This is a genomic window from Paenibacillus naphthalenovorans (assembly GCF_900099895.1).
Classification (GTDB): Bacteria; Bacillota; Bacilli; order Paenibacillales; family NBRC-103111; genus Paenibacillus_G; species Paenibacillus_G naphthalenovorans.
Genome location: NZ_FNDY01000008.1, coordinates 138,714 through 157,433 on the forward strand (window position 1 = coordinate 138,714; position 18,720 = coordinate 157,433).

The 18,720-nt window shown below is 55.3% G+C and carries 19 protein-coding genes; 11 read left to right on the forward strand and 8 right to left on the reverse strand.

What is annotated here, in order from left to right:
• Positions 1–109 precede the first annotated feature (109 nt).
• Positions 110–1,153, forward strand: a complete 1,044-nt coding sequence (locus BLT35_RS10675) for a hypothetical protein (RefSeq protein ID WP_074727888.1) — start codon at positions 110–112, stop codon at positions 1,151–1,153.
• Between the two features lie 82 nt (positions 1,154–1,235).
• Here the strand turns inward: BLT35_RS10675 and BLT35_RS10680 are convergent, their stop codons facing one another.
• Positions 1,236–2,609 (reverse strand): RsmB/NOP family class I SAM-dependent RNA methyltransferase, encoded by a 1,374-nt coding sequence (locus BLT35_RS10680; protein WP_074727889.1) that lies wholly within the window; start codon positions 2,607–2,609, stop codon positions 1,236–1,238.
• A gap of 210 nt (positions 2,610–2,819) precedes the next feature.
• On the opposite strand from BLT35_RS10680, the gene queD reads away from it, so the two are divergent.
• The 3 genes from queD to queC all read left to right on the forward strand — a co-directional run bounded on the left by queD (position 2,820) and on the right by queC (position 4,767).
• Entirely contained in the window at positions 2,820–3,296 is a 477-nt protein-coding gene (gene queD / locus BLT35_RS10685; RefSeq protein ID WP_074727891.1) for a 6-carboxytetrahydropterin synthase QueD, read from the forward strand.
• 44 nt (positions 3,297–3,340) lie between these two features.
• The gene (locus BLT35_RS10690; protein WP_082660972.1) at positions 3,341–4,000 is read left to right on the forward strand and encodes a 7-carboxy-7-deazaguanine synthase QueE; all 660 of its coding nucleotides are present in this window, start codon (positions 3,341–3,343) and stop codon (positions 3,998–4,000) included.
• A gap of 71 nt (positions 4,001–4,071) precedes the next feature.
• A complete protein-coding gene (gene queC, locus BLT35_RS10695; protein WP_062410839.1) occupies positions 4,072–4,767 on the forward strand; it encodes a 7-cyano-7-deazaguanine synthase QueC in 696 nt (231 codons plus the stop codon).
• Between the two features lie 52 nt (positions 4,768–4,819).
• Here the strand turns inward: queC and BLT35_RS10700 are convergent, their stop codons facing one another.
• The 3 genes from BLT35_RS10700 to BLT35_RS10710 form a co-directional block, all read right to left on the reverse strand.
• Positions 4,820–5,077 (reverse strand): DUF1450 domain-containing protein, encoded by a 258-nt coding sequence (locus tag BLT35_RS10700; protein WP_074727892.1) that lies wholly within the window; start codon positions 5,075–5,077, stop codon positions 4,820–4,822.
• A gap of 120 nt (positions 5,078–5,197) precedes the next feature.
• Entirely contained in the window at positions 5,198–5,650 is a 453-nt protein-coding gene (locus tag BLT35_RS10705; RefSeq protein WP_074727893.1) for a helix-turn-helix domain-containing protein, read from the reverse strand.
• Between the two features lie 660 nt (positions 5,651–6,310).
• The gene (locus BLT35_RS10710) at positions 6,311–6,769 is read right to left on the reverse strand and encodes an S-layer homology domain-containing protein (RefSeq protein WP_074727895.1); all 459 of its coding nucleotides are present in this window, start codon (positions 6,767–6,769) and stop codon (positions 6,311–6,313) included.
• A gap of 125 nt (positions 6,770–6,894) precedes the next feature.
• Between BLT35_RS10710 and BLT35_RS10715 the strand changes: the two genes are divergently transcribed.
• Entirely contained in the window at positions 6,895–7,512 is a 618-nt protein-coding gene (locus BLT35_RS10715) for a rhomboid family intramembrane serine protease (RefSeq protein WP_062407187.1), read from the forward strand.
• A 189-nt stretch (positions 7,513–7,701) separates the two neighbouring features.
• The gene (locus BLT35_RS10720) at positions 7,702–7,908 is read left to right on the forward strand and encodes a helix-turn-helix domain-containing protein (protein WP_054820134.1); all 207 of its coding nucleotides are present in this window, start codon (positions 7,702–7,704) and stop codon (positions 7,906–7,908) included.
• A gap of 132 nt (positions 7,909–8,040) precedes the next feature.
• Here BLT35_RS10720 and BLT35_RS10725 read toward each other — a convergent pair whose 3' ends face one another.
• Positions 8,041–9,183, reverse strand: coding sequence for a GGDEF domain-containing protein (locus BLT35_RS10725; protein WP_139170805.1), 1,143 nt, complete (start codon positions 9,181–9,183; stop codon positions 8,041–8,043).
• 168 nt (positions 9,184–9,351) lie between these two features.
• Between BLT35_RS10725 and BLT35_RS10730 the strand changes: the two genes are divergently transcribed.
• The 3 genes from BLT35_RS10730 to BLT35_RS10740 are packed head-to-tail and all read left to right on the forward strand — an operon-like array spanning position 9,352 to position 14,956.
• Complete coding sequence (locus BLT35_RS10730) at positions 9,352–10,482, forward strand: glycosyltransferase family 4 protein (protein WP_062407190.1); 1,131 nt, start codon at positions 9,352–9,354, stop codon at positions 10,480–10,482.
• A gap of 26 nt (positions 10,483–10,508) precedes the next feature.
• On the forward strand, positions 10,509–11,786 hold the full coding sequence (locus tag BLT35_RS10735; protein ID WP_074727897.1) for a metallophosphoesterase family protein: 1,278 nt from the start codon (positions 10,509–10,511) through the stop codon (positions 11,784–11,786).
• Positions 11,783–14,956, forward strand: a complete 3,174-nt coding sequence (locus BLT35_RS10740; protein ID WP_074727899.1) for an ATP-binding protein — start codon at positions 11,783–11,785, stop codon at positions 14,954–14,956. The genes BLT35_RS10735 and BLT35_RS10740 overlap by 4 nt, the downstream gene beginning before the upstream one ends.
• A gap of 57 nt (positions 14,957–15,013) precedes the next feature.
• Here the strand turns inward: BLT35_RS10740 and BLT35_RS10745 are convergent, their stop codons facing one another.
• Together BLT35_RS10745 and BLT35_RS10750 are read right to left on the reverse strand one after the other, a co-directional pair.
• Positions 15,014–15,946, reverse strand: coding sequence for an EamA family transporter (locus tag BLT35_RS10745; protein ID WP_054820169.1), 933 nt, complete (start codon positions 15,944–15,946; stop codon positions 15,014–15,016).
• Positions 15,947–15,982: 36 nt separating this feature from the next.
• Positions 15,983–16,744: an SDR family NAD(P)-dependent oxidoreductase gene (locus BLT35_RS10750; RefSeq protein ID WP_054820168.1), complete on the reverse strand. Its 762-nt coding sequence runs from the start codon at positions 16,742–16,744 to the stop codon at positions 15,983–15,985.
• Positions 16,745–16,848: 104 nt separating this feature from the next.
• On the opposite strand from BLT35_RS10750, the gene BLT35_RS10755 reads away from it, so the two are divergent.
• Both BLT35_RS10755 and BLT35_RS10760 read left to right on the forward strand, forming a co-directional pair.
• Positions 16,849–17,142, forward strand: coding sequence for a hypothetical protein (locus BLT35_RS10755; RefSeq protein WP_062407201.1), 294 nt, complete (start codon positions 16,849–16,851; stop codon positions 17,140–17,142).
• Positions 17,143–17,174: 32 nt separating this feature from the next.
• Positions 17,175–17,627, forward strand: coding sequence for a hypothetical protein (locus BLT35_RS10760; RefSeq protein WP_062407203.1), 453 nt, complete (start codon positions 17,175–17,177; stop codon positions 17,625–17,627).
• On the opposite strand, the gene BLT35_RS10765 is transcribed toward BLT35_RS10760, so the two are convergent.
• Positions 17,553–18,599 (reverse strand): YkvI family membrane protein, encoded by a 1,047-nt coding sequence (locus tag BLT35_RS10765; protein ID WP_062407205.1) that lies wholly within the window; start codon positions 18,597–18,599, stop codon positions 17,553–17,555. The genes BLT35_RS10760 and BLT35_RS10765 overlap by 75 nt on opposite strands.
• Positions 18,600–18,720 lie beyond the last annotated feature (121 nt).

Sequence of the window (18,720 nt, forward strand, 5' to 3'; positions counted from 1 at the left end):
GACATATGACCGTATTGGTTTGGGCGGATGACCCGGGGCGCATAAATTTTGGCCGGGAGAGGACATGCTAATCGTGTAACCATACTATGCCAGCTTGGAGGGGACCCGAATGAATCATGTCATGCTTAGACCGGATTTGAAAACGGCCGGCGGAGAGGTTTGCGACATTTTGTACAAAAATCGTTTTGTTGGAACGCTGGCGTTAGTCTACCGGGAATCCGATCGAATCGCGGGCACGCTCCAGTTGGAGAAAGAAGTGTTGTCCGAGACCGAAAAAGACGAGGTATCCGATCACGTGCACACTTATGTCTGGGCGCTTGTGGACGCTTTGCGTGCACGTGATTGCGAGGTAATGGTCACTTACAGCAGTTATGATCACGTCATTGCGACAGAAGACGCGCCATCGCCGCAAAACCGCAGTTCCGATGCGGAGGAGGAGCCGGAATACGGTCCCGATTGGGTGGACTACAGTACACGCCTGGAGGATGAGAATCCGGACGAACGGGAAGAGTATACGATGGCCGATTATGAAATGGTCGTTGTTGGTGAGGACGACGATTCGATCGAGTATCATATTTATGACAATGAGGACGATGTGGTAGCTGAAGTTTTCCTCACCATAGAAGACCGTATCGTGACAGGAACGGTCGATTGGCTGTTCGAGCCGTCGGAAGAAGAGCTGAATACCATCGCCGATTTGATCATTCTTGATTTTAACGAGGATGAAGTGGACGGCTTTGTCATTCATATGCAGCACCTCGATGAACTCATCGAAACCATCGAACTGATGCATGAGGATCTGCTGCCGAAAGACGATGCAGACGATGATCCGGACGTTTATCCAAGCCCTTTGCGGAATGAGTATACGATTGTCCTGGCACGCGATGACGGGGGTGTGCTTACGTATGAGATCTATCAGCAATCTCGCGGCGGCTTGCCGATCGGGACGGCTACGGTGGATATCAGTCAGCGGCAGCTTACGGGCTTTATCGATTTCCGGGAGCCGGGAAGCACGGACGATCGCGAGCTGATCGCTACCTTATTGATGGAAGAGCTGGATAAAGAGAAGGACTATGATACCATAAATCTGACGATGATGCACAAAAACCGGCTGATCGAAGAAGTATTGTTCGAGACGGAGCACGTGCATTAATGAGAAAGGCTGTTCCGCAAGATGAGCTCATCCAGCGGGACAGCCTTCATTATATTACCGGCAAGACGCCGGTCGCTTGCCTTTAGCGCCTGAGCCCTTTGGGGTAGTGATTCTTAAGCTGGTGCCCCGTTTGCTTGCCCCAGCCGAGGGGGTAACCGTCGACGGTAACCAGGGTCCAGCCGCTGCCTGCCGCGGGACGTTCGATGACTTCTCCTTGAAGATAGCGCTGTACTTGCGAACTGTCCGCTGCGAAGTCCGCCGCATGGCTGACAGTCAAAGCCGAGGGCAGGGCAAGAGCGAGGGCATGGGCAGGCTCAAGCCGTCCCTTCTTCACTTCCCCAAGATGCAGACCCGGTCGCAGCACCTTCATGCCCTGTAGCCATGCGCCGTCAAACGGGCAGTCCATCACGGTCGGCAGCCAGTACAGCTGCCCGCCGAAGAGCAGCGGTTCACCCGGCGGAAGCTCGAAACGGCCGGGGCTCAATGCCTCCGCGGCGAAGTCTTTAAACAGCCGCATGGCGTCCTCTTCGGGACGCTGTTTTCGCCCGCCCCGTTGTGCCCTTTTGCGAGATTGGGAGGCTGCCGCCGTTAGGCTCCCCGATGCTTCCGAGAGCTGCAGGACGGCTACAAAGTGACCTTCCCCGGCCTCAAGATGCGGCCAAATGCGCTCCATCCGCTCGAGCTGAAGCTTCGGGTACCGCTGCAGCAGCGCTTCGACCGTCCGTTCATTCTCCAGCTCATTGAATGTGCAGGTGGAATAGGCCAGCCGTCCGCCCGGCTTCAGCATCGTGACGGCGGCATCCAGGATGTCCTTCTGCCGCGCCGCGCACATCTCCACATGTTCAGGCGACCATTCCTTGATCGTGTCCGGATCCTTCCGGAACATGCCTTCGCCGGAGCAGGGGGCGTCCACCATGATTTTATCGAAAAAGCGGGGAAACCGTTCGGCCAGCTGCCGAGGCGCCGCGCTGACCACAACGGCGTTAGGCACACCCATCCGTTCGATGTTTTCCGACAAGATTTTGGCCCGCGCAGGATGGATTTCATTCGAAATCAGGAGCCCCCGGCCCGCAAGCTTGCCTGCAATCTGTGTCGACTTGCCTCCCGGAGCGGCGGCAAGATCCAATACGATCTCACCGGGACGCGGATCCAGCAGCTCGACGGCGGACATGGCCGAAGGCTCTTGTATGTAATACACGCCGGCCGCATGGTAAGGATGCTTTCCCGTTTTTGTTTCCTCCCGGTAATAAAATCCGGTGTCGCACCAGGGCACCGATTCAAGACCGAACATCTTTACCAGCGGCTCTAAGGCGAGTCCGTTACTCCTGCTGATTTTGACCGGGTTCAAACGCAAACCCAGGACCCGGGGAAAAGTATAGCTCAAGAGGAACGCTTCCGCGCCGTCGCCGAGCTGCCGTTTCATTTGTTCGATAAATGCTTCGGGTAATTGCATCATAGGATGCGTTTCTCTCCTTTGTCTGCAAACTATTCTTCATTATACAAGCTTCGCCATATTGTGAGAAGTCTACCCCGCGTGATATAATAGTTCGTTGATTCAGTAAGGTTGTCGCCAAGATTCTATACCCGTATCTGAATCACCTTGACTGACGCTCCGTCCCGAGGGGCCGGCATCGCGTTTATCCTTGGGTAAAGAGGTGAATGACCAATGGAATACGAAATCCCCAAAAAAGTGCAAACGTTAGGGGAAGACATACAGAAGAGCCAGCTCAAGTATCATGACAGAGAAGTGCTCGTATCGAAGGAATTCACATTTGACAGCGCGCACCATCTGCATTGTTATGAGGGCAAGTGCAAAAGCCTCCACGGACATACGTATAAGCTCCAGGTGATCATGCGGGGCAAGGTGGACGAGCGGGGCATTACGATTGATTTTGCCGACATCAAACGAATAGCGAAAGCCCGCATCGTCGACAGGCTGGATCACCGTTATTTGAATGAAGTCCTGCCGCCGATGAACACCACGGCCGAAAACATGGTCGTCTGGATGTATGAGCAGCTGCGGGACGCTTTGGCAAGCGAAGGGCTGTACCCTGCGGTGCGGGTAGAGGAAGTCCGTTTATGGGAGACACCTACCAGCTACGCTTCGGTGACGGCTAGGTTGATGGGAGATGAACTCTCTTGAGTCAAGCTGCCGAACGTGTAGACATAAACGAGATTAAACTGCCCATGGTTGAAATTTTCGAGACGGTGGAGGGAGAAGGGTCGCGAGCGGGCTTCCCGACGGTATTTATACGTTTGTTCGGATGCAACCTGCGCTGCACCTGGTGTGATACCAAATACAGCTATCCGCCAGCGGAAGCGGAATTCGTGATGACCATAGGCGATATCGTGGCGGAGGCAAGCCGTTATTCATCAAAGCATGTGTGTCTGACGGGCGGCGAGCCGCTGCTCTACGGGGACAGATCGACGGCTCTGATTGAAGCCCTGGCTGCCACCGGGAGATATACGGATCTGCATATCGAGACCAACGGAGCCATTGACCTTACCCCGTACCTGGAAAGGATCAAATCTCCGATTGTAAGGTATATTATGGATTACAAGCTGCCCGATTCCGGTGAAGAGGACAAAATGATTACAGCGAACCTGTCCAAGCTGCGTCCCCAGGACGAGCTGAAATTCGTGATCGGCAGCGACCGCGATTTTCTGGCGGCCAAAACGGTGCTCGAAACGTTCCCGACGGCTGCGCTGCCGCTGTTCAGTCCTGTATGGGAAACGATGCCCCCTGACAAGCTGGTCCGTCTCATGCTGGAACACGGGTTGTCCCAGGTCAAGCTGAATATGCAGATGCACAAAATCATTTGGGACCCGGCGATGCGCGGCGTATGAGTGCGGCCGGGCTTTTCGGTTTGAAAGGACCAACCAACGATACGAGAGTAAAGGCAGGGATAGTATTGCATATGAAAAAGGCAGTTGTCATTTTAAGCGGCGGTTTGGACAGTACAACGTGCATGGGAATTGCACAAGAGGCCGGTTACGAACTGTATCCGATTACCTTCGATTACGGGCAGCGTCAAAGAAGAGAAATTGAGAACGCCCGGCAGGTGGCCGAATTTTACGGCGTGTCGGACAGGCATCGGGTGATTTCGCTCGGATTCCTTAAAGAATTCGGCGGCAGCGCGCTGACCGATGAATCGATCGAGGTGCCGCCGGCCGGGGAAAGTGGCGCGGTAGACTCCGAGATTCCGATTACTTATGTACCGGGGCGCAATCTGCTGTTCCTTTCGATCGCCACGTCTTATGCCGAGGTGAGCGGAGCAGAAGCGATCTATATCGGTGTCAATGCCCTAGATTACAGCGGCTATCCAGACTGCCGTCCGGAGTTTATCCGCAAGGTGCAGGAGGTCATGGCTCTTGCTACCCGCGTAGGTGTTGAAGGGGGGCCGATCCGGATTGAGACGCCGCTGATCCATTGGACCAAAGCGGAGATTATCCGGGAAGGGATGCGGCTTGGCGTGCCGTATCAGCTTACGACCTCTTGCTATAACGGGCAGGAGGAGGCCTGCGGCGTATGCGACAGCTGCCGTCTCCGGCTGAAAGGCTTTGCCGATGCGCAAGCAACGGATCCTGTTCCGTATCGGACCGGAAAGGAATAAAAAATCCGGCACTCCAGGTTCAAATGAGCCTCAAGTGCCGGATTTTTTTACGTTAATGCTTCAATTCCTTTTCGATCTTTTCGATCAGTTGTTCCGAACTGGCGGCTTCCATATATTCCGATTCGTAACCGAACCATTTCTTAGGGCGGTTAACAATGACAAACGGGTTAAGCTTGCATCGTTCGCAGTGGTCCAGACAGCCTCTTACTTTTTGGATAAGATGAGGATGGTTATCTTCCATATGTTCATAGGTTTGTGTATTCTTCAGCCGCAGATTATTGCTGCAATATTCTATAAAGACGGATCTCAATGACAGCACATCCTTATCCGGGAATCAGCTTAGAGAACTTCACGACGGTTGTAATTATATCGATGTACCCGAGCCTCGTCAACAAAAGGGGGATGTGATGCCGAATATCGCCATCGGAATTTATTTTTCGTGATCATATGTAAACGTGGTTCCAACCTCCGGATCGTGCTCCGGAGAGTGCCGTTCCTGGCCTTGCAGCTTTTTTTGTTTCCAGAAGAGGACGGTAAGCATCCGTTCAATCCATTCCTTATCCGTAGGGGTAAGCTCAATGCCGTCAAAAACAAGATCATTCTCGCGAAGAAACCTCCGCAAGTTAATGTGGGTCTTTTTATAGTTGCGGTTTTCATGCTCTACGGATGATTTGTCCAGGTAGCCGGCGATCTGCATCAGCTCGGTGTAAGGGATATTCAGCCCTTCCGACAGCTTCATCAGCACGTCGGGTGAGGGAACGCCGCGGTTCCCGTTCTCCAATTGGGAGATGTAGGCCGCCGAGACGCCGGACCGGTCCGCCAGCTCGCGTATCGTGAACCCTTTCATTTTGCGCATATCTTTTAACTGATCATAGAAATCCATAGGCAACCTCTCATTAAAAGGATAAAAAACGAACAGGTAAACAAAGGTTAACAATATTATAATATCAGTATACAATAGCAAATACAATGTCGGACCAACGAATCATTGGCCGATGGATGATATTTAAGTTTTTTTGCGAAATTTCGTAACTTTCTGTAGAGTTTTGGATACAAATTGTATATAATTGTCGTATAAGTCAAAAAGGAGTCGGGCATTATGTACTATTGTATTTTATGCGAAGAGATCCATACGTTGAAATATTCCGAATGTGAAACCGTTTTTTCATCCGGATTCCATTACTATAATCTTACCCTTTACAATGCAGGCATGTGCCAGTGTGAGTACTGCCATCTGGAAGAGGAGCATTCGGCTTCAGCCTAAGGCCGGTTGACATCTCGTCGGGATCTCCTGAACCGGCTTTACAGCGGCCGGCCGTTTGGCCTGCGGCAAAGGGTTCTCCCGATCTTGGTTGCAACGCGATATTCCTGCCTAAGGACCGTTTTCGGTGAAAAAAGACCAAGGGACCCTTACGGGTCCCGAAGTTTTAGTTTGGTAAGAGACTCAGATGTCGGAATTCCTTGTAATCCATCGAATTTCTCAGCACCTCGATGATCTGCACGGATCATGCCCCATCCCCCATTAAACCATCTACGGACCAATTCATTTGACCCACGGAGATCTCGTCGTATTTGAAACGAGTGCATCGTTAAAATCACCGGCCTTGTATATCCCTGCTGTTTGTGCGGCATTCACATACGGTGTATCCCAATTACCTGATGCTGTACCGACATCCAGTGCCAATGCGGAAGCTAGCATTTTAACGAATTCTGCTCGAGAAACCTTGTTGTTAGGGAGAAAGTTTCCGTCAGGATAACCATCAACATAACCGCGCTTAACGGCTTGAACGATGCTGGATTCCGCCCAGTGGCCTGCAATGTCTTTGAAGCTATTTCGGATGACCTTATTTAATATCATCGGCGAGTGCAGCGGTTGCTGTTTGAGTACCAGCTGGTGCTTGTGCGGACAAGAGTGTAAGTGCGGCCATGCAAATGAATAGTGTTCTTCATTTTTTCCTCCTAGAGATCTTTTGGAACAGGAGTAAATGGTTAACAACAACACAACGACTAGACCTCCGGTCCGATCTATCCGGACGTTATCTAATTTTTAGATCGATTTGCTGTTCCGGTACATTTTTCATTACAATTAGATAGAAGAATAAATCGCGGGAGAGGGTGTGGATAACGGTGTTCAGCCGGACAGAGAGCTTAAAACAATATATCAAGTGGTACCCCGTCACTGCGGTTTTGATCTGTATTCATATCATTCTGGTGGGTCTGATGGAATGGTTCGGTTCATCCCAGGATACCGTTACATTGATTCAATTCGGAGCATTATATGACCTGCCGAATCTGGAACCGGAAGCGTGGCGGTATTTTACGGCGATGTTTTTGCATATCGGATTCGCTCATCTGCTCTTTAATTGCTTTGCTTTATACGTGTTTGCGCCGCCGCTGGAGCGAATGCTTGGAAAATGGAGGTATGCGCTGTTTTATCTGGTGTGCGGCTTGGCCGGGAACCTCGTCAGCGCCTGGTTTCATCAAGACTATTTTGTCTCGGCCGGCGCATCGGGCGCGATTTATGGCATTTATGCCGCATATTTATATTTGGCCGTGTTCCGCAAAGATATCATCGACCACCAGACGAAGCAAGTCGTGCTTACGATTATCGGAGTCGGATTTATCTACTCCATCGTTGTTCCGGATATCGATATTTATGCCCATCTGGGAGGCTTTCTCGGAGGGCTGGCGGCGATGGCACTGATCGTGCTTTTTATAAAAAGAAGAACCCGGAGATCAGCTTAGAAAAAGAGGCAAGGCCAAATGCAGGCGCCAAAGGTGAACAACACTTGTTCTCCAGGCGCTTTTTTTGTCGAAGAAAAGACATAAAAATATACAATAGTGAACTTATTTGGTTGCATTAGTAAATTAAAGTGGTATAATTGTAAGTGGTATAATAAAAAAGTAGGTTTGTGAAAGTTTGGGGGGCTGAAAATGAAAATTAAAGCCAAAACGAACGCCATCGTAAGAGCGCGGATTGTCAAAGGGATGACACAGCGGGAGCTTGCAAAATTATCGGGCTTAAGCTATGCATACATCAGCCTGCTGGAGCGTTCGGTCAAACCTGTCGGGCCCGCCACCGCCAAGAAGCTCAGCGAGCTGTTGGAACAGCCGATGGAGGAGCTGTTTAACATCGAGTAAACCTGCGCCGGACGGATGCCGATTGCCGACATGGAGTGCAGCATAGCCGCATCCGGACTTTGTTCATATAATTACGGCAGTCGGAAGCTTTCTGTCTCTGTCTCCGGACTGCCGTCACTGCGCTCGCTGAGTCTAAAAGCCTACGACTTTGTTTTTTCCGGTCGTTTTGGCTTGGTACATCGCTTCATCTGCCTGCTTGATCAGTTCCTCCGCTGTTACCCCTTTGGAATAATAGCTGTAGCCCACACTGACGGTAACGTTCGTTTCCTCTTCGACCCTTGAACGTATCCGCTCTGCCAGACTTTCCGCCTTCGTATCCGGATCCGTGATCAGCACGACGATTTCCTCACCGCCGTAGCGCCCGCAAATGCCGGCATCCTCTGTTTCCTCCTTCACGATTTGGGCGACCTTTTTTAATGCCAGATCCCCCATCTGATGGCCTTTCGTATCGTTTAATTTTTTGAAATTGTCAATATCGCTGAAAAGTACGGCTACCGGCACACGTTGCTGTACGTATTGCTTCACCCGGTTTTCAAAATATTTGCGGTTATACAGCCGGGTCAGTCCGTCGGTAATGGACGATATATAAATGGCTTGCATCAGCTCGATGACGCGTTCGAAGATAAACAGAAACAGCACGATATGGAATGCAAAAGGGATGGTTCGTTCCAACAGATCCAGCGCACGCTGACTTCCGTTAAAGAGATAAAGATTGGCCATATGCACGGTATGCATCACGAAATAAACAGTTAGCATCAGCTGGTATTTGGCGTTTTGTCCGATTCTCGGATTCACCAGCATAAAGCTTACAAAAATAAGAATAAACAAATACAGCTCCATGCCGAGCGGGCGCAGAAGCGCATGATGTTCCTCGCTGCTCTGAAGCCAGATTGGAGCATACCAATAGGTTAGTGCTGCCGCAACGCTTAAAGCGCCGGACAAGAAAAAAACGACAATATCTCTTTTGCGCGTGACATTATACAGCTGATACATTCCGATATTCATCATAACAAAGGCGAGCACTTTAAGCACAAGCGCCGTAAATGTCTGCACATCGCCCGTATTGTGCGATAACGTCTGGTGAACTAATTGGCCGTACTGCAGGAGAAAAATACCAAGTGCCACGACCATGGAGAGGTAGCCGATTTTGCGGCGGGTGATCAGAAGGCGGATCGAAACGAACATCGTCATCCCTATAATTACAATCAGCATGGAGTGCAGGAAAACCGGCCCTGCAGGTCCGAAAAACATATCCGATATCGTGAAGTTGTCCATGAAAAGTGGCAGGCCCCCATTATCAAACGGTTACATATGACCCATTATACCAAACATATATTCGAGCAGGGAAGTCTTGTAGTCCTTTTCCATACCTGATAGGATTAGGATGAAGAGACATGCGGGACAGCCGCAACAACAACGGGAAGACCGGAGGTAGGTCTGCTAATGCGCATATTGCAAGCTTTGTTTTTTCCCCCGGAGCAGCCGGGCGGGGTTTCCTCCATGGTTCCCTTCATGCTGGAGCGCTTCAACAAACGGGGCTGGGAAATGGAACTGTTTTCCTTGCCCAAGAGGGTGCGAGGCAAAGGCGGCGAAGAGGTTCATTTCTCTACGTTCGATTGGGAGCCGTACGCCGGAAATCCGGTAGTCGATAAATATATTCAGACGATAAAGGACTATATATGGTGGACAAAGCTTCGCATCAAATCTTCTTACGATCTGATTCATGCCCATCATCCGATTGCCGGTCTCGTCATGAAACGGCTTTTTCCGGATACGCCGCTCATTATGACGATCCATTCCAGCTACGAGCGCGAATTGAAGCTAAACGGAAAAATTAGTGAAGACGGCCCGGAATACCAGTTTCTTACCTCGCTCTACAGGGAGCTTGAGGAGAAGGCGGACCAGCTGATCACCGTATCCAACTCATTCAAGCAGTATTTATCCGATTATGTGCAGGAGCCCGAGAAAATCGGAGTCATTCCCAACGGATTCGACGAGAAAAGGTTTCGCCCGGTACATCATGAGAATCAGGTGCCTCAGCTGATCAGCGTCTGCCGCCTGGTTCCGGCCAAAGGGCTGGATACGCTGCTGTACGCTTGCGCGGAGCTGAAACGCAAGGGGCTGCCGTTCGTGCTTCATTTGATCGGAGACGGACCGATTCGTCCGGAGCTGGAGGCGCTGGCGCAAAAGCTGGGCATTTATGACGATACGATTTTTTACGGCTATATGCTTCACCCGGAAGATTTTATGCCGTTTTTCGATGTGTTTGTACTGCCTTCCCGCGCAGAAGCTTTCGGGTCGGTGTTCGCCGAGGCTGCGCTTTGCGGTCTTGCCCTCGTAGGGACGCGGGTCGGAGGAATCGCCGAGCAGATTGAGCACGGCGTCAACGGTCTTCTGGTTCCCGTAGACGATGTGGCTGCGCTCGCGGCGGCGCTGGAGAAAGTGGCCGGCGACCCGATGTACCGGTATCAGCTGTCGAGGGTCGCGCTGGAGAAGGCGCTCAAATCGTATTCGATGACACGGATTGTTCAGCAGCTGCGCAGTGTGTACCGCAGCTACCGGAAAGACGCCTAGATTTCTTATGAAAGGTCGTGAGAAGCATGAGGTCTTTTCGTTTTATTCACGCGGCGGATCTGCACTTGGACAGTCCGTTTCGCGGTTTGGCCGGACTTCCCGAAGCATGGCGGGAGCGGGTGAAGGAGGCGAGCTTCACCGCGCTTTTGCGGCTCACGGATCTGGCGGTCAGCCAGAGGGCTGATTTCGTCGTGTTCAGCGGCGATATATATGATGCCAAAGACCGTTCGCTGCGCGCTCAGCTGCGGTTCCGGCAAGCTTTGGAGACGCTGGCGGGTCATCGGATACCCGCCTTTGTCATCCATGGAAACCACGATCCTCTGCATGACGGATACAGCGCGAAGCTCACATGGCCCGATGAAGTCAAAGTGTTCGGCGCAGGCGGGGTGGAAAGCGAAATCGTCCGGGCTGCGGACGGGGAGGCTTTGGCAAGGGTCTCGGGCATTTCCTTCGGAAAATCTTCGGTGACGGACAATTTGACGCCGGGGTTTCGCGGTTGGGGTGACGGTTTGTATCATATCGGAATGCTTCACACCAACGTGGACGGCGACGCAAAGCACGACAACTATGCTCCGTGCCGTCTGGGCGATTTGCTTGCCCGCGGCGTCGATTACTGGGCGCTCGGGCATATACATACGCGGCGCATCCTGCACGAGAAGCCGTGGGTTGTTTATCCGGGCAACGTGCAGGGCCGGCATATTCGCGAGACCGGGCCCAGGGGATGTTATCTCGTCGATGTCTCGGCTTCAGGAGAGACGGAGCTTACGTTTCACGCGCTGGATGATGTGAGATGGCAGGAAGCGGAAGCGGCTATAGACGGCCTGGAAACGGAACAGCAGCTGATGGAAGCGTTGGAGGAAGCCGTCTGGGCAGCCGCCGAGGCAGGCGAAGGACGGGCCGCGATCTTGAGGGTGACGCTGACAGGCCGGGGTCCGATGCATACCGTGCTCAAACGCGGCGGGGTGCTGGCCGAACTTGGATCGGCCCTGAAGGAAAGCCTGGCCAGGCATACCGTCTGGGTGGAGTCGGTAGAAGACCGGACCGGCGCGCCGATAGACCGCGGAGAACTTGAAGGCCGCCCGGGATTTCTCGGGGATCTGCTGCGGCTTGCGGAAGCGGCAGGCGCTGACCCTGCCCGGTTGGCTGCGTTTGCGGCCGAAGCGCTCTCGCCGCTTTCTGCGCAGCCCCGTCTTGCGGCGCTGCTGGCGGAATTGGGCGAGGAGGAGCTTGGGCAATGGCTGCATGAGGCGGAGGAGCTTGCCATCGACATGCTGGCAGGGACGGAAACGAGGTGGAGCGGATGAGAATCGAGCGGCTGGATATCGGAGCGTTCGGAGGGATCCGGGACCTGAGTTTATCTTTTGAAGGCCCCGTATCTCTTGTGTACGGGCCGAATGAAGCTGGTAAAAGCACGATCTTGAATTTCATCCGTGCGGTGCTGTTCGGCTTTGGGACGAGAGGAGCGGCGGACCGCTACAGCCCGCGGCAGGGAGGCGGCCAAGGCGGTGCGATTACGCTTTCGGACGAGCAGGGCAGACGCATTCGCGTGGAGCGTTGGTCCAGCCCTCAGGGCGGCCGCGGAAGAACGCCGGCAGCTGGCCGGGTCCGCGTGACGTTTCCGGACGGGACGACAGGCGGGGAACCGGAGCTGTCGGCACTGCTTGGCGGCATTACGCCCGAACTGTTTCGCAGCTTGTTCGCTTTCGGCCTGACGGAGCTGCAGGAGCTGGGGACGCTGCAAAGCGATGAGATCAGCGGCTTTTTGTACAGCGCGGGGCTTGGCGCAAGCGGAACGGAGCTTCGCACAGCGGAGAAGAAGCTCGCTCAGGAGCTTGAGCAGCTGTTTCGGCCGCGCGGCCGGACGCCGCTGATCAACCGCGCGCTGCAGGATCTGGATGCGGCAGAAGCGGAGCTGGCCGAAAGCCGGGCTCAGGCGGAGCGGTATAATGCCATGGAAGCGGAAGCGGGGCAGCTGGCCGCCGAGCAGGAAAGGCTGGAAGCGCTGCAGACGGAGCTCGCCATGCAGGCGGACTGGTTGGAGCGCTGCCTTCGGGCGAGACCGCACTGGGTTCGCGCCAAGGAACTGAAGCAGGAGCTCGGCGCGCTTCCGGACGGACTGGAGCGGTTTCCTGAAGACGCGGTCAGTCGGCTTGACGCAATCTTAACCGAACGGGAGCGGCTTGCTGCGGAAAAGGACCGTCTGGAGCTGGCGCAGTCCGAGCTGCGCCGGGGGATAGAGGATTTGCTTTCAATGGAGGGTTCGGACCGGAATGTCCTGGACCGGCAAACCGAGCTTGAAGACCTGCTCGAGCGCCGCCCGGCCTATGAGGAGGCGAAGCGGCTGCTTGCCGAAGCGGAGGCGGAGGAAGAGCAGCTTGCCTCTGAGCTGGAGCGGCTGCTGCGGAGGATTGACCCGCAGTGGACGGCGGAGCATGTGGAAGGGCTCCCGTCGCCCGTCATGCTGCGGGAGCAAGCGTCCGCCTTCAGGGAGGAGTGGCGTGTCTGGCGGCAGGAGGATGCGCTGCTGACGGCGGAGCTGGAGCGGATCCGGCAGGAGCTCGGCGATTCGGATGGACGGCTTTCGGAGGACGAGCCGTTCTACGCTGCTGATGAAGAAGCCGTCCGCGAAGGGCTGGAGCGGATCAAATCGGCCCGCCGCCTGCTGTCCGACTGGAAGGATGCGCTGAAGGAAATCCAATTTGCCCGGCAGCGGGAGAAGGATTGGGAGCAGTATCACCGCTCAGGCTCCTCAGGGGGCGGTTCCGGCGCCCCTTTATACGGAGTCTATACCCTTACGCTGTTGATTCCGGGCGCGCTGGCGATCATGCAGGAGTTTGTGGCCGCAGGCGTTACTCTTGTCATTTTGCTTGGCGTTAGCCTGGTTTGGACCGTCACGCGCCGATCGGCGTCGAAGGGCGCGTCACGGCAGCGCCGCCCCTACGCAGGCGGGTTGGCCGCGGATGCTCCGGCGCAGGCGGCCGCGCTGGAGGCGGCGCTGGCTGCGGAGCTGCGCCGGCTGCGGCGTCTCGCGGATGCGGGAGCCGCCGCGGAGACGGCCGCCGCAGCCGAGCCTGCCGACTGGCTCGGCGCCCCGGACCCGGCGCCTGCCGCGCTGCCGCTGCAGCCGGAGGGCATCGAGCCGTGGCTCGATGCCCTCGACCAGCAGCTCCGCACGCGGCAGGCGCAGCTTGCGGCGCGCGCGGCCGCCGGCGAGCGGCTGCTGGCGCTGCGCGCGCAGCGCGAGCGCCACGCCCGGGCGGGCGAGCCGCTGCGCCAGCGCTGGCAAGCCTGGCTGCAGGCGCACGCGCTGCCCGAGAGCGCGAGCGCCGAGGCGGCGCTGGAGCTGCTGCAGCTGGCGGAGCAGGCGCTCGAGCAGCTGCAGCGGCTGCGCCGGCAGGCAGCGCGCTGCGAGGCGATGCGGCGCACGATCGCCGGCTTCGCGGCGGAGACGGCGGCGCTGCTCGGCGACGCGGCCGGGCGCGACCCGGGGCCCGCGCTGAGGGCGTGGCAGGCCGCCCGCGACCGAGAGCTTGCCCGGCTGCAGCAGCTGGAGCACGGCCGCCGGCAGCTTGCTGAACTGCAGCAGCAGGCCGCGCTTTTGCAGCAGCAGCTGGAACGGTGCGAAGCCCGCCGTCTGGAGCTGCTCCAGGCGGCGGAGGCGGAAGGGGAAGAAGCGCTGCGCAGGCGCTATGTGGAGTACCGGCGGCGGCTGGAACTGCTCGCCGAGCTGAGGCAGGAGGAGCTTGCGCTCAGAACCCTGGCCGGCGATGAACAGCTGGAACGGTTGAATGAAGAATTGGAGCGGCGGCAGGCCGCAGATTTGGAAGAAACGCTTCAGGCTTTGCAGGAAAACCTGGAGTCAAGCCGCGGATTGCTGGAACATGTCCGGGAGGAGAAGACCCGCCGGCGTTATGAGCTTGATCGGCTGATATCCGGCGGGGACCATGCGGACAAGCTGCAGACGGTGGAGGAGCGTCGGGCCGAGCTGCAGCGCTTGATCAGGCGCTGGGCCGTCCATGCGATGTGCAGCTCGCTGTTCGTAAGGACAAAGAAGATGTACGAGCACGAGAAACAGCCCTCCGTCATGCAGAGAGCTTCGGTTTACTTTGAGCGTGTGACCGCCGGACGCTACGTCCGGATGCTCGCCCCGCTGGGCGAGCAGAAAGTGCTCGCGGAAAAAGAAAACGGGGAGCAGCTGGATACGGTTCATTTGAGCCGGGGAACGGCGGAGCAAATGTATTTGTGCATCCGCTTCGCGCTTGCGGACGAATATGCCGCATCCGGTATCCAACTGCCGCTTGTCATCGATGACTTGTTCGTCAATTTTGACGATGAGCGGCTGGGATACGGGCTGGACCTGCTGCGGTCCGTTGCGGAACGGCATCAGCTGCTGCTGTTCACCTGCCACAGGCACGTGCTGGACGCTTATGCATCCCGTTTTCCGGCGGCATCCGTCAGTCGTCTTACGCCATAATCGTTTCAGCTGCCGGTTGGCGTCAGCTTTCTCCCATGGAACGCCGGCATGATGCTTTTAAGCTGACAGCCTCAAAAGAATCATGCCTGTCAATACGCATAACAAGCCGCCCAATTCGAGGCGGCTGAATTTTTCTTTGAGCACGAAACGGGCATATATCAGGATGAGTGCGACATTCATCGAAACGACGGCGCTGACAAGTCCGGTTACTCCGAGCTTGAACGCCTGCATGAGCAGCATCATGCCGATGGCGTTCGTGCTGCCGACCACCATCCCCCACAGCACCGTTCTGCCGGGTGACCACAGCTTTGTCGAATCCGCGGCGGCGGCAGGAGGACTTCCCGCCTCCTCCGCGGCCGCCGCGATTTCCTTCACGGCACGGTCAAGTCCTGCGGCAGCCTGCCGCCTCATATTCAGCAGCCATACGACCCCGAACAAAATCGCGCCGGTCGTAAACATGAGTGTGAGCGTCGGCATTGCCGCCGCTTCAAGCAGGGCGGATTGCTTTCCGGTGAGATCGTTCAAGGCGAAGAACAGCATGGCGAGCGCTCCCCACTGGGCGCCTTGCAGATTGTTCAGAGACAGATCGCTGGAATAACGGATCAGGATAATCCCGGCGATGATAACCAGAAACGAAACCAGCTGCCAGCCGTTCAGCTTTTCGCCCCAGAATAAATAAGCGAGCACTACGACTACTACGGGCGGAAGGCCGGTAAACATCGCCACAAGCGATGTTTTACCGACGGCGAAGCCTTTATACATCGACGCGTTGGAGGCAAATGAAAACAGCCCCATGAGCACTCCGATCCATACAGGCCTGGTCCAGGCTTGTCCGGTCACCAGGCTGGCGGCCAGCGCGGCCAGCGCGCCCATCAGAAAAACGCCGAACAGAAGCGGATCACGGTGGATCGGCCGCTGCGACGTCCATTGATACAGGATGCCTCTCAATCCGAAGCAGATCGATGAGGCAGCCGCAAATACGAACCACATAATGCTAATCTCCTTATTGTCAGACGGATAAGGTGCTTATTCTTCGTAAATCATTTTGACCGTCATGCCCCCGTCGATCACGAGGTTCTGCCCGGTAATAAAGCCAGCCCGGTCATCGGCCAAATAGAGACAGGCGGCTGCGATGTCTTCAGGCGTTCCGACGCGTCCCACCGGGTGCTGCAGCCGGTCACGCTCGGTATGGACCGGATTCCGGCGTTTGGATGCCTTCTGCCAATCACCAACCTCGATCCAGCCGGGACTGATGGCGTTCACACGGATCCCGTAAGGGCCGAGACTGACGGCCATGGCATGGGTGAGCGCCAGTAAGCCGCCTTTGGAGGCAGCATAGCTTTCCGTATCGGCTTCCGACATCAGTCCTCGGGTAGAAGCCATATGAATAATAACACCGGAGCCCTGGCATTTCATAGCTCTGGCGGCATGCTGCGAGCATGCGAACGCTCCGCGCAAATTGACGCCGATGACCCGATCGAATGACGCCAGCGGCAGGTCCAGCATGGACCCGTGAATGCCGATCCCGGCATTGTTGACGAGCACGTCGACCCGGCCAAGCTCTTCGAGCATAGCCTTGAACCATTGTTCAATATCCGTTTCCCTGGACACATCGGCGGGAAAGAACAGGATTTTGCCGCCCAGCTCGCGGATTTCCGCGACTAGCTCGTCTCCTGCTTCCTGGTCCGTATCCGCCACGGACACCTCATAGCCCGCTTTGATGAATTCAAGGGCAACCGCTTTACCGATCCCTTGCGCTCCGCCTGTGACGGCAGCTACTTTACGCATTGAACTACCTCCTGATTGGCATCGAAACATTGCTTTTTTTTGAGTATATCGAATACTATAGGGGTAGTACAAGAATAATGTGAAGACGAGGGGAGAGACCGTTCATGAATTCGGAACCATCTGAATCGCCTAACAAGCAGCGTGTCTCCCGCGAGATGACGTATCGTGACGGCCGAAAGCGAAAAACCATCACGGGAACAGGACAGGCCGCCGCCCTCTCATCGGACGAGGCGGGAACGTTGTCCCTGCCGGAATCCGCTTGGCGCCGATGGGGTCTGCTTTGGCGTGAAGCGCCCGTACCCGCAGGCATCTTAAAAGCGTCCATAGCGATTCTTCCCGCTGTGTTGTTTGCTCTTTTTGTGTGGATGGCCTATGAATTGAGCCGATATACCTTTTAATATCCAATAATCGCTTGTGAGGTGCTGCAACCATGATGACGCTGTTAGCTCTGTTCGGCGGTGCGTTGGGACTTGCCGTGACGGGCTCGGCCGTGCTTCTGGCCTGGTCGGTCTTTGCCGGGGCTCAAGCCCGTAAGGGGGAGCCGGACGGGGAGGAGAACGGACCTCCGGGAAACCCTTCCGGCTGGCTTCAAAAAAGTGCCCCGCATTTGCTGAAATGGACTTATTTCGATTATGCGCTGCTCGTTTTGTTTATGGTCGGCAGCATGTTCTTATTCACAGATCTGGTCGCCGTATTGCGGGATGCGGATCAATATCCCCCTTACCATTTCGGGTACTTGCTGTGCGGATTCGTTTTTACCCTGTCCGGTATGCTGATGCTGATCGTCCGTTTAGCGCTGACCTTATCGTTAGTTCGGACGGATCGAAGGAGTCCTGCGCCACATCATCATGACCATCCAGGCCATGCTGAGCATGCCGAGTAAAGGATAAAGCGATGAGATCAGCGCTTTAAAGCCGATCTGACTGATGCCATAGCTGAGCAGGAGAACAACGGGGACGATGGTCTTGTAAGATAAGCGTGTCCGTTGTTCGAGCTGAAGGGATAAGCCGTACACATCGGCCAACAGGGTAGTGAAGATTTCGCCGTAAATGACGAGCACAAACAACAAGGGCAGCAGCGAGCCAAGGCCCAAGACCAGCTGGCCCATGGGAATATCGTAATTCATAATGCCCGGCATTTGCGCGGAGAGGGCAAAATGTCCTGCGATAAGCATCAGGCCGATGCCGACTCCACCCCATAATCCGCCCCAGAACAGTACCGAACGGTCATCGATTTGGGCGCCAAGGGGGACTAATACGGCCTGGGCCATCGTCAGGTTAAAGGCCACGTACAAAAAAGGGGCAAACCAAATGCGCTGCAAGGAGTAACCGGTTTCGAGCAGCAGCCAGTTGGCGGACCCCGGTGAGTTCACAGCGTTCCAAACCACGATGCAGCTGAATATCATCATTAACGGTACGACGATGGAATTGACGGTCATAATGGCGTTCATTCCTTTGATCAGGAGCACATAGGACAACAGCAGCGTAACGGCCAATCCTGCCTGGTAAGGCAGATTCAGATGCTCGGAAAAGACGGAACCGGCGCCTGCCAGCATCACGGTGGATACACCGAACAAAGAAATCAGGGTAAAAAGGCTGATCAGGCTGCCGATGCGCTCCCCAAACAACAGTTTGTTCAGATCTTCATATGATTTGGCTCCTGCAACGTTGGCGAGCAGCATCAGCTTGATCCCGAGCCATACGAACAGCACGCTCGCGATCCCGATGGTCAGCGTGGCCATCCAGCCGTAGCGGGTAAAAAACTGCAATATTTCCTGCCCGGTGGCAAATCCTGCACCGACGACGGTACCTACATAGGTGAAGCTGACCTGCAGGATGCTTCCCCATCTTCTCATTTATGCGATCCTCCCCTTTAACGGCTTGGCTACTATATAACGTATGAAATTCGGTCAAGCCTCATGACTTTTTATTGCCCGGAAGACCGTCAGGAAAGTTGTTCTTGGGTAAATATCAAAC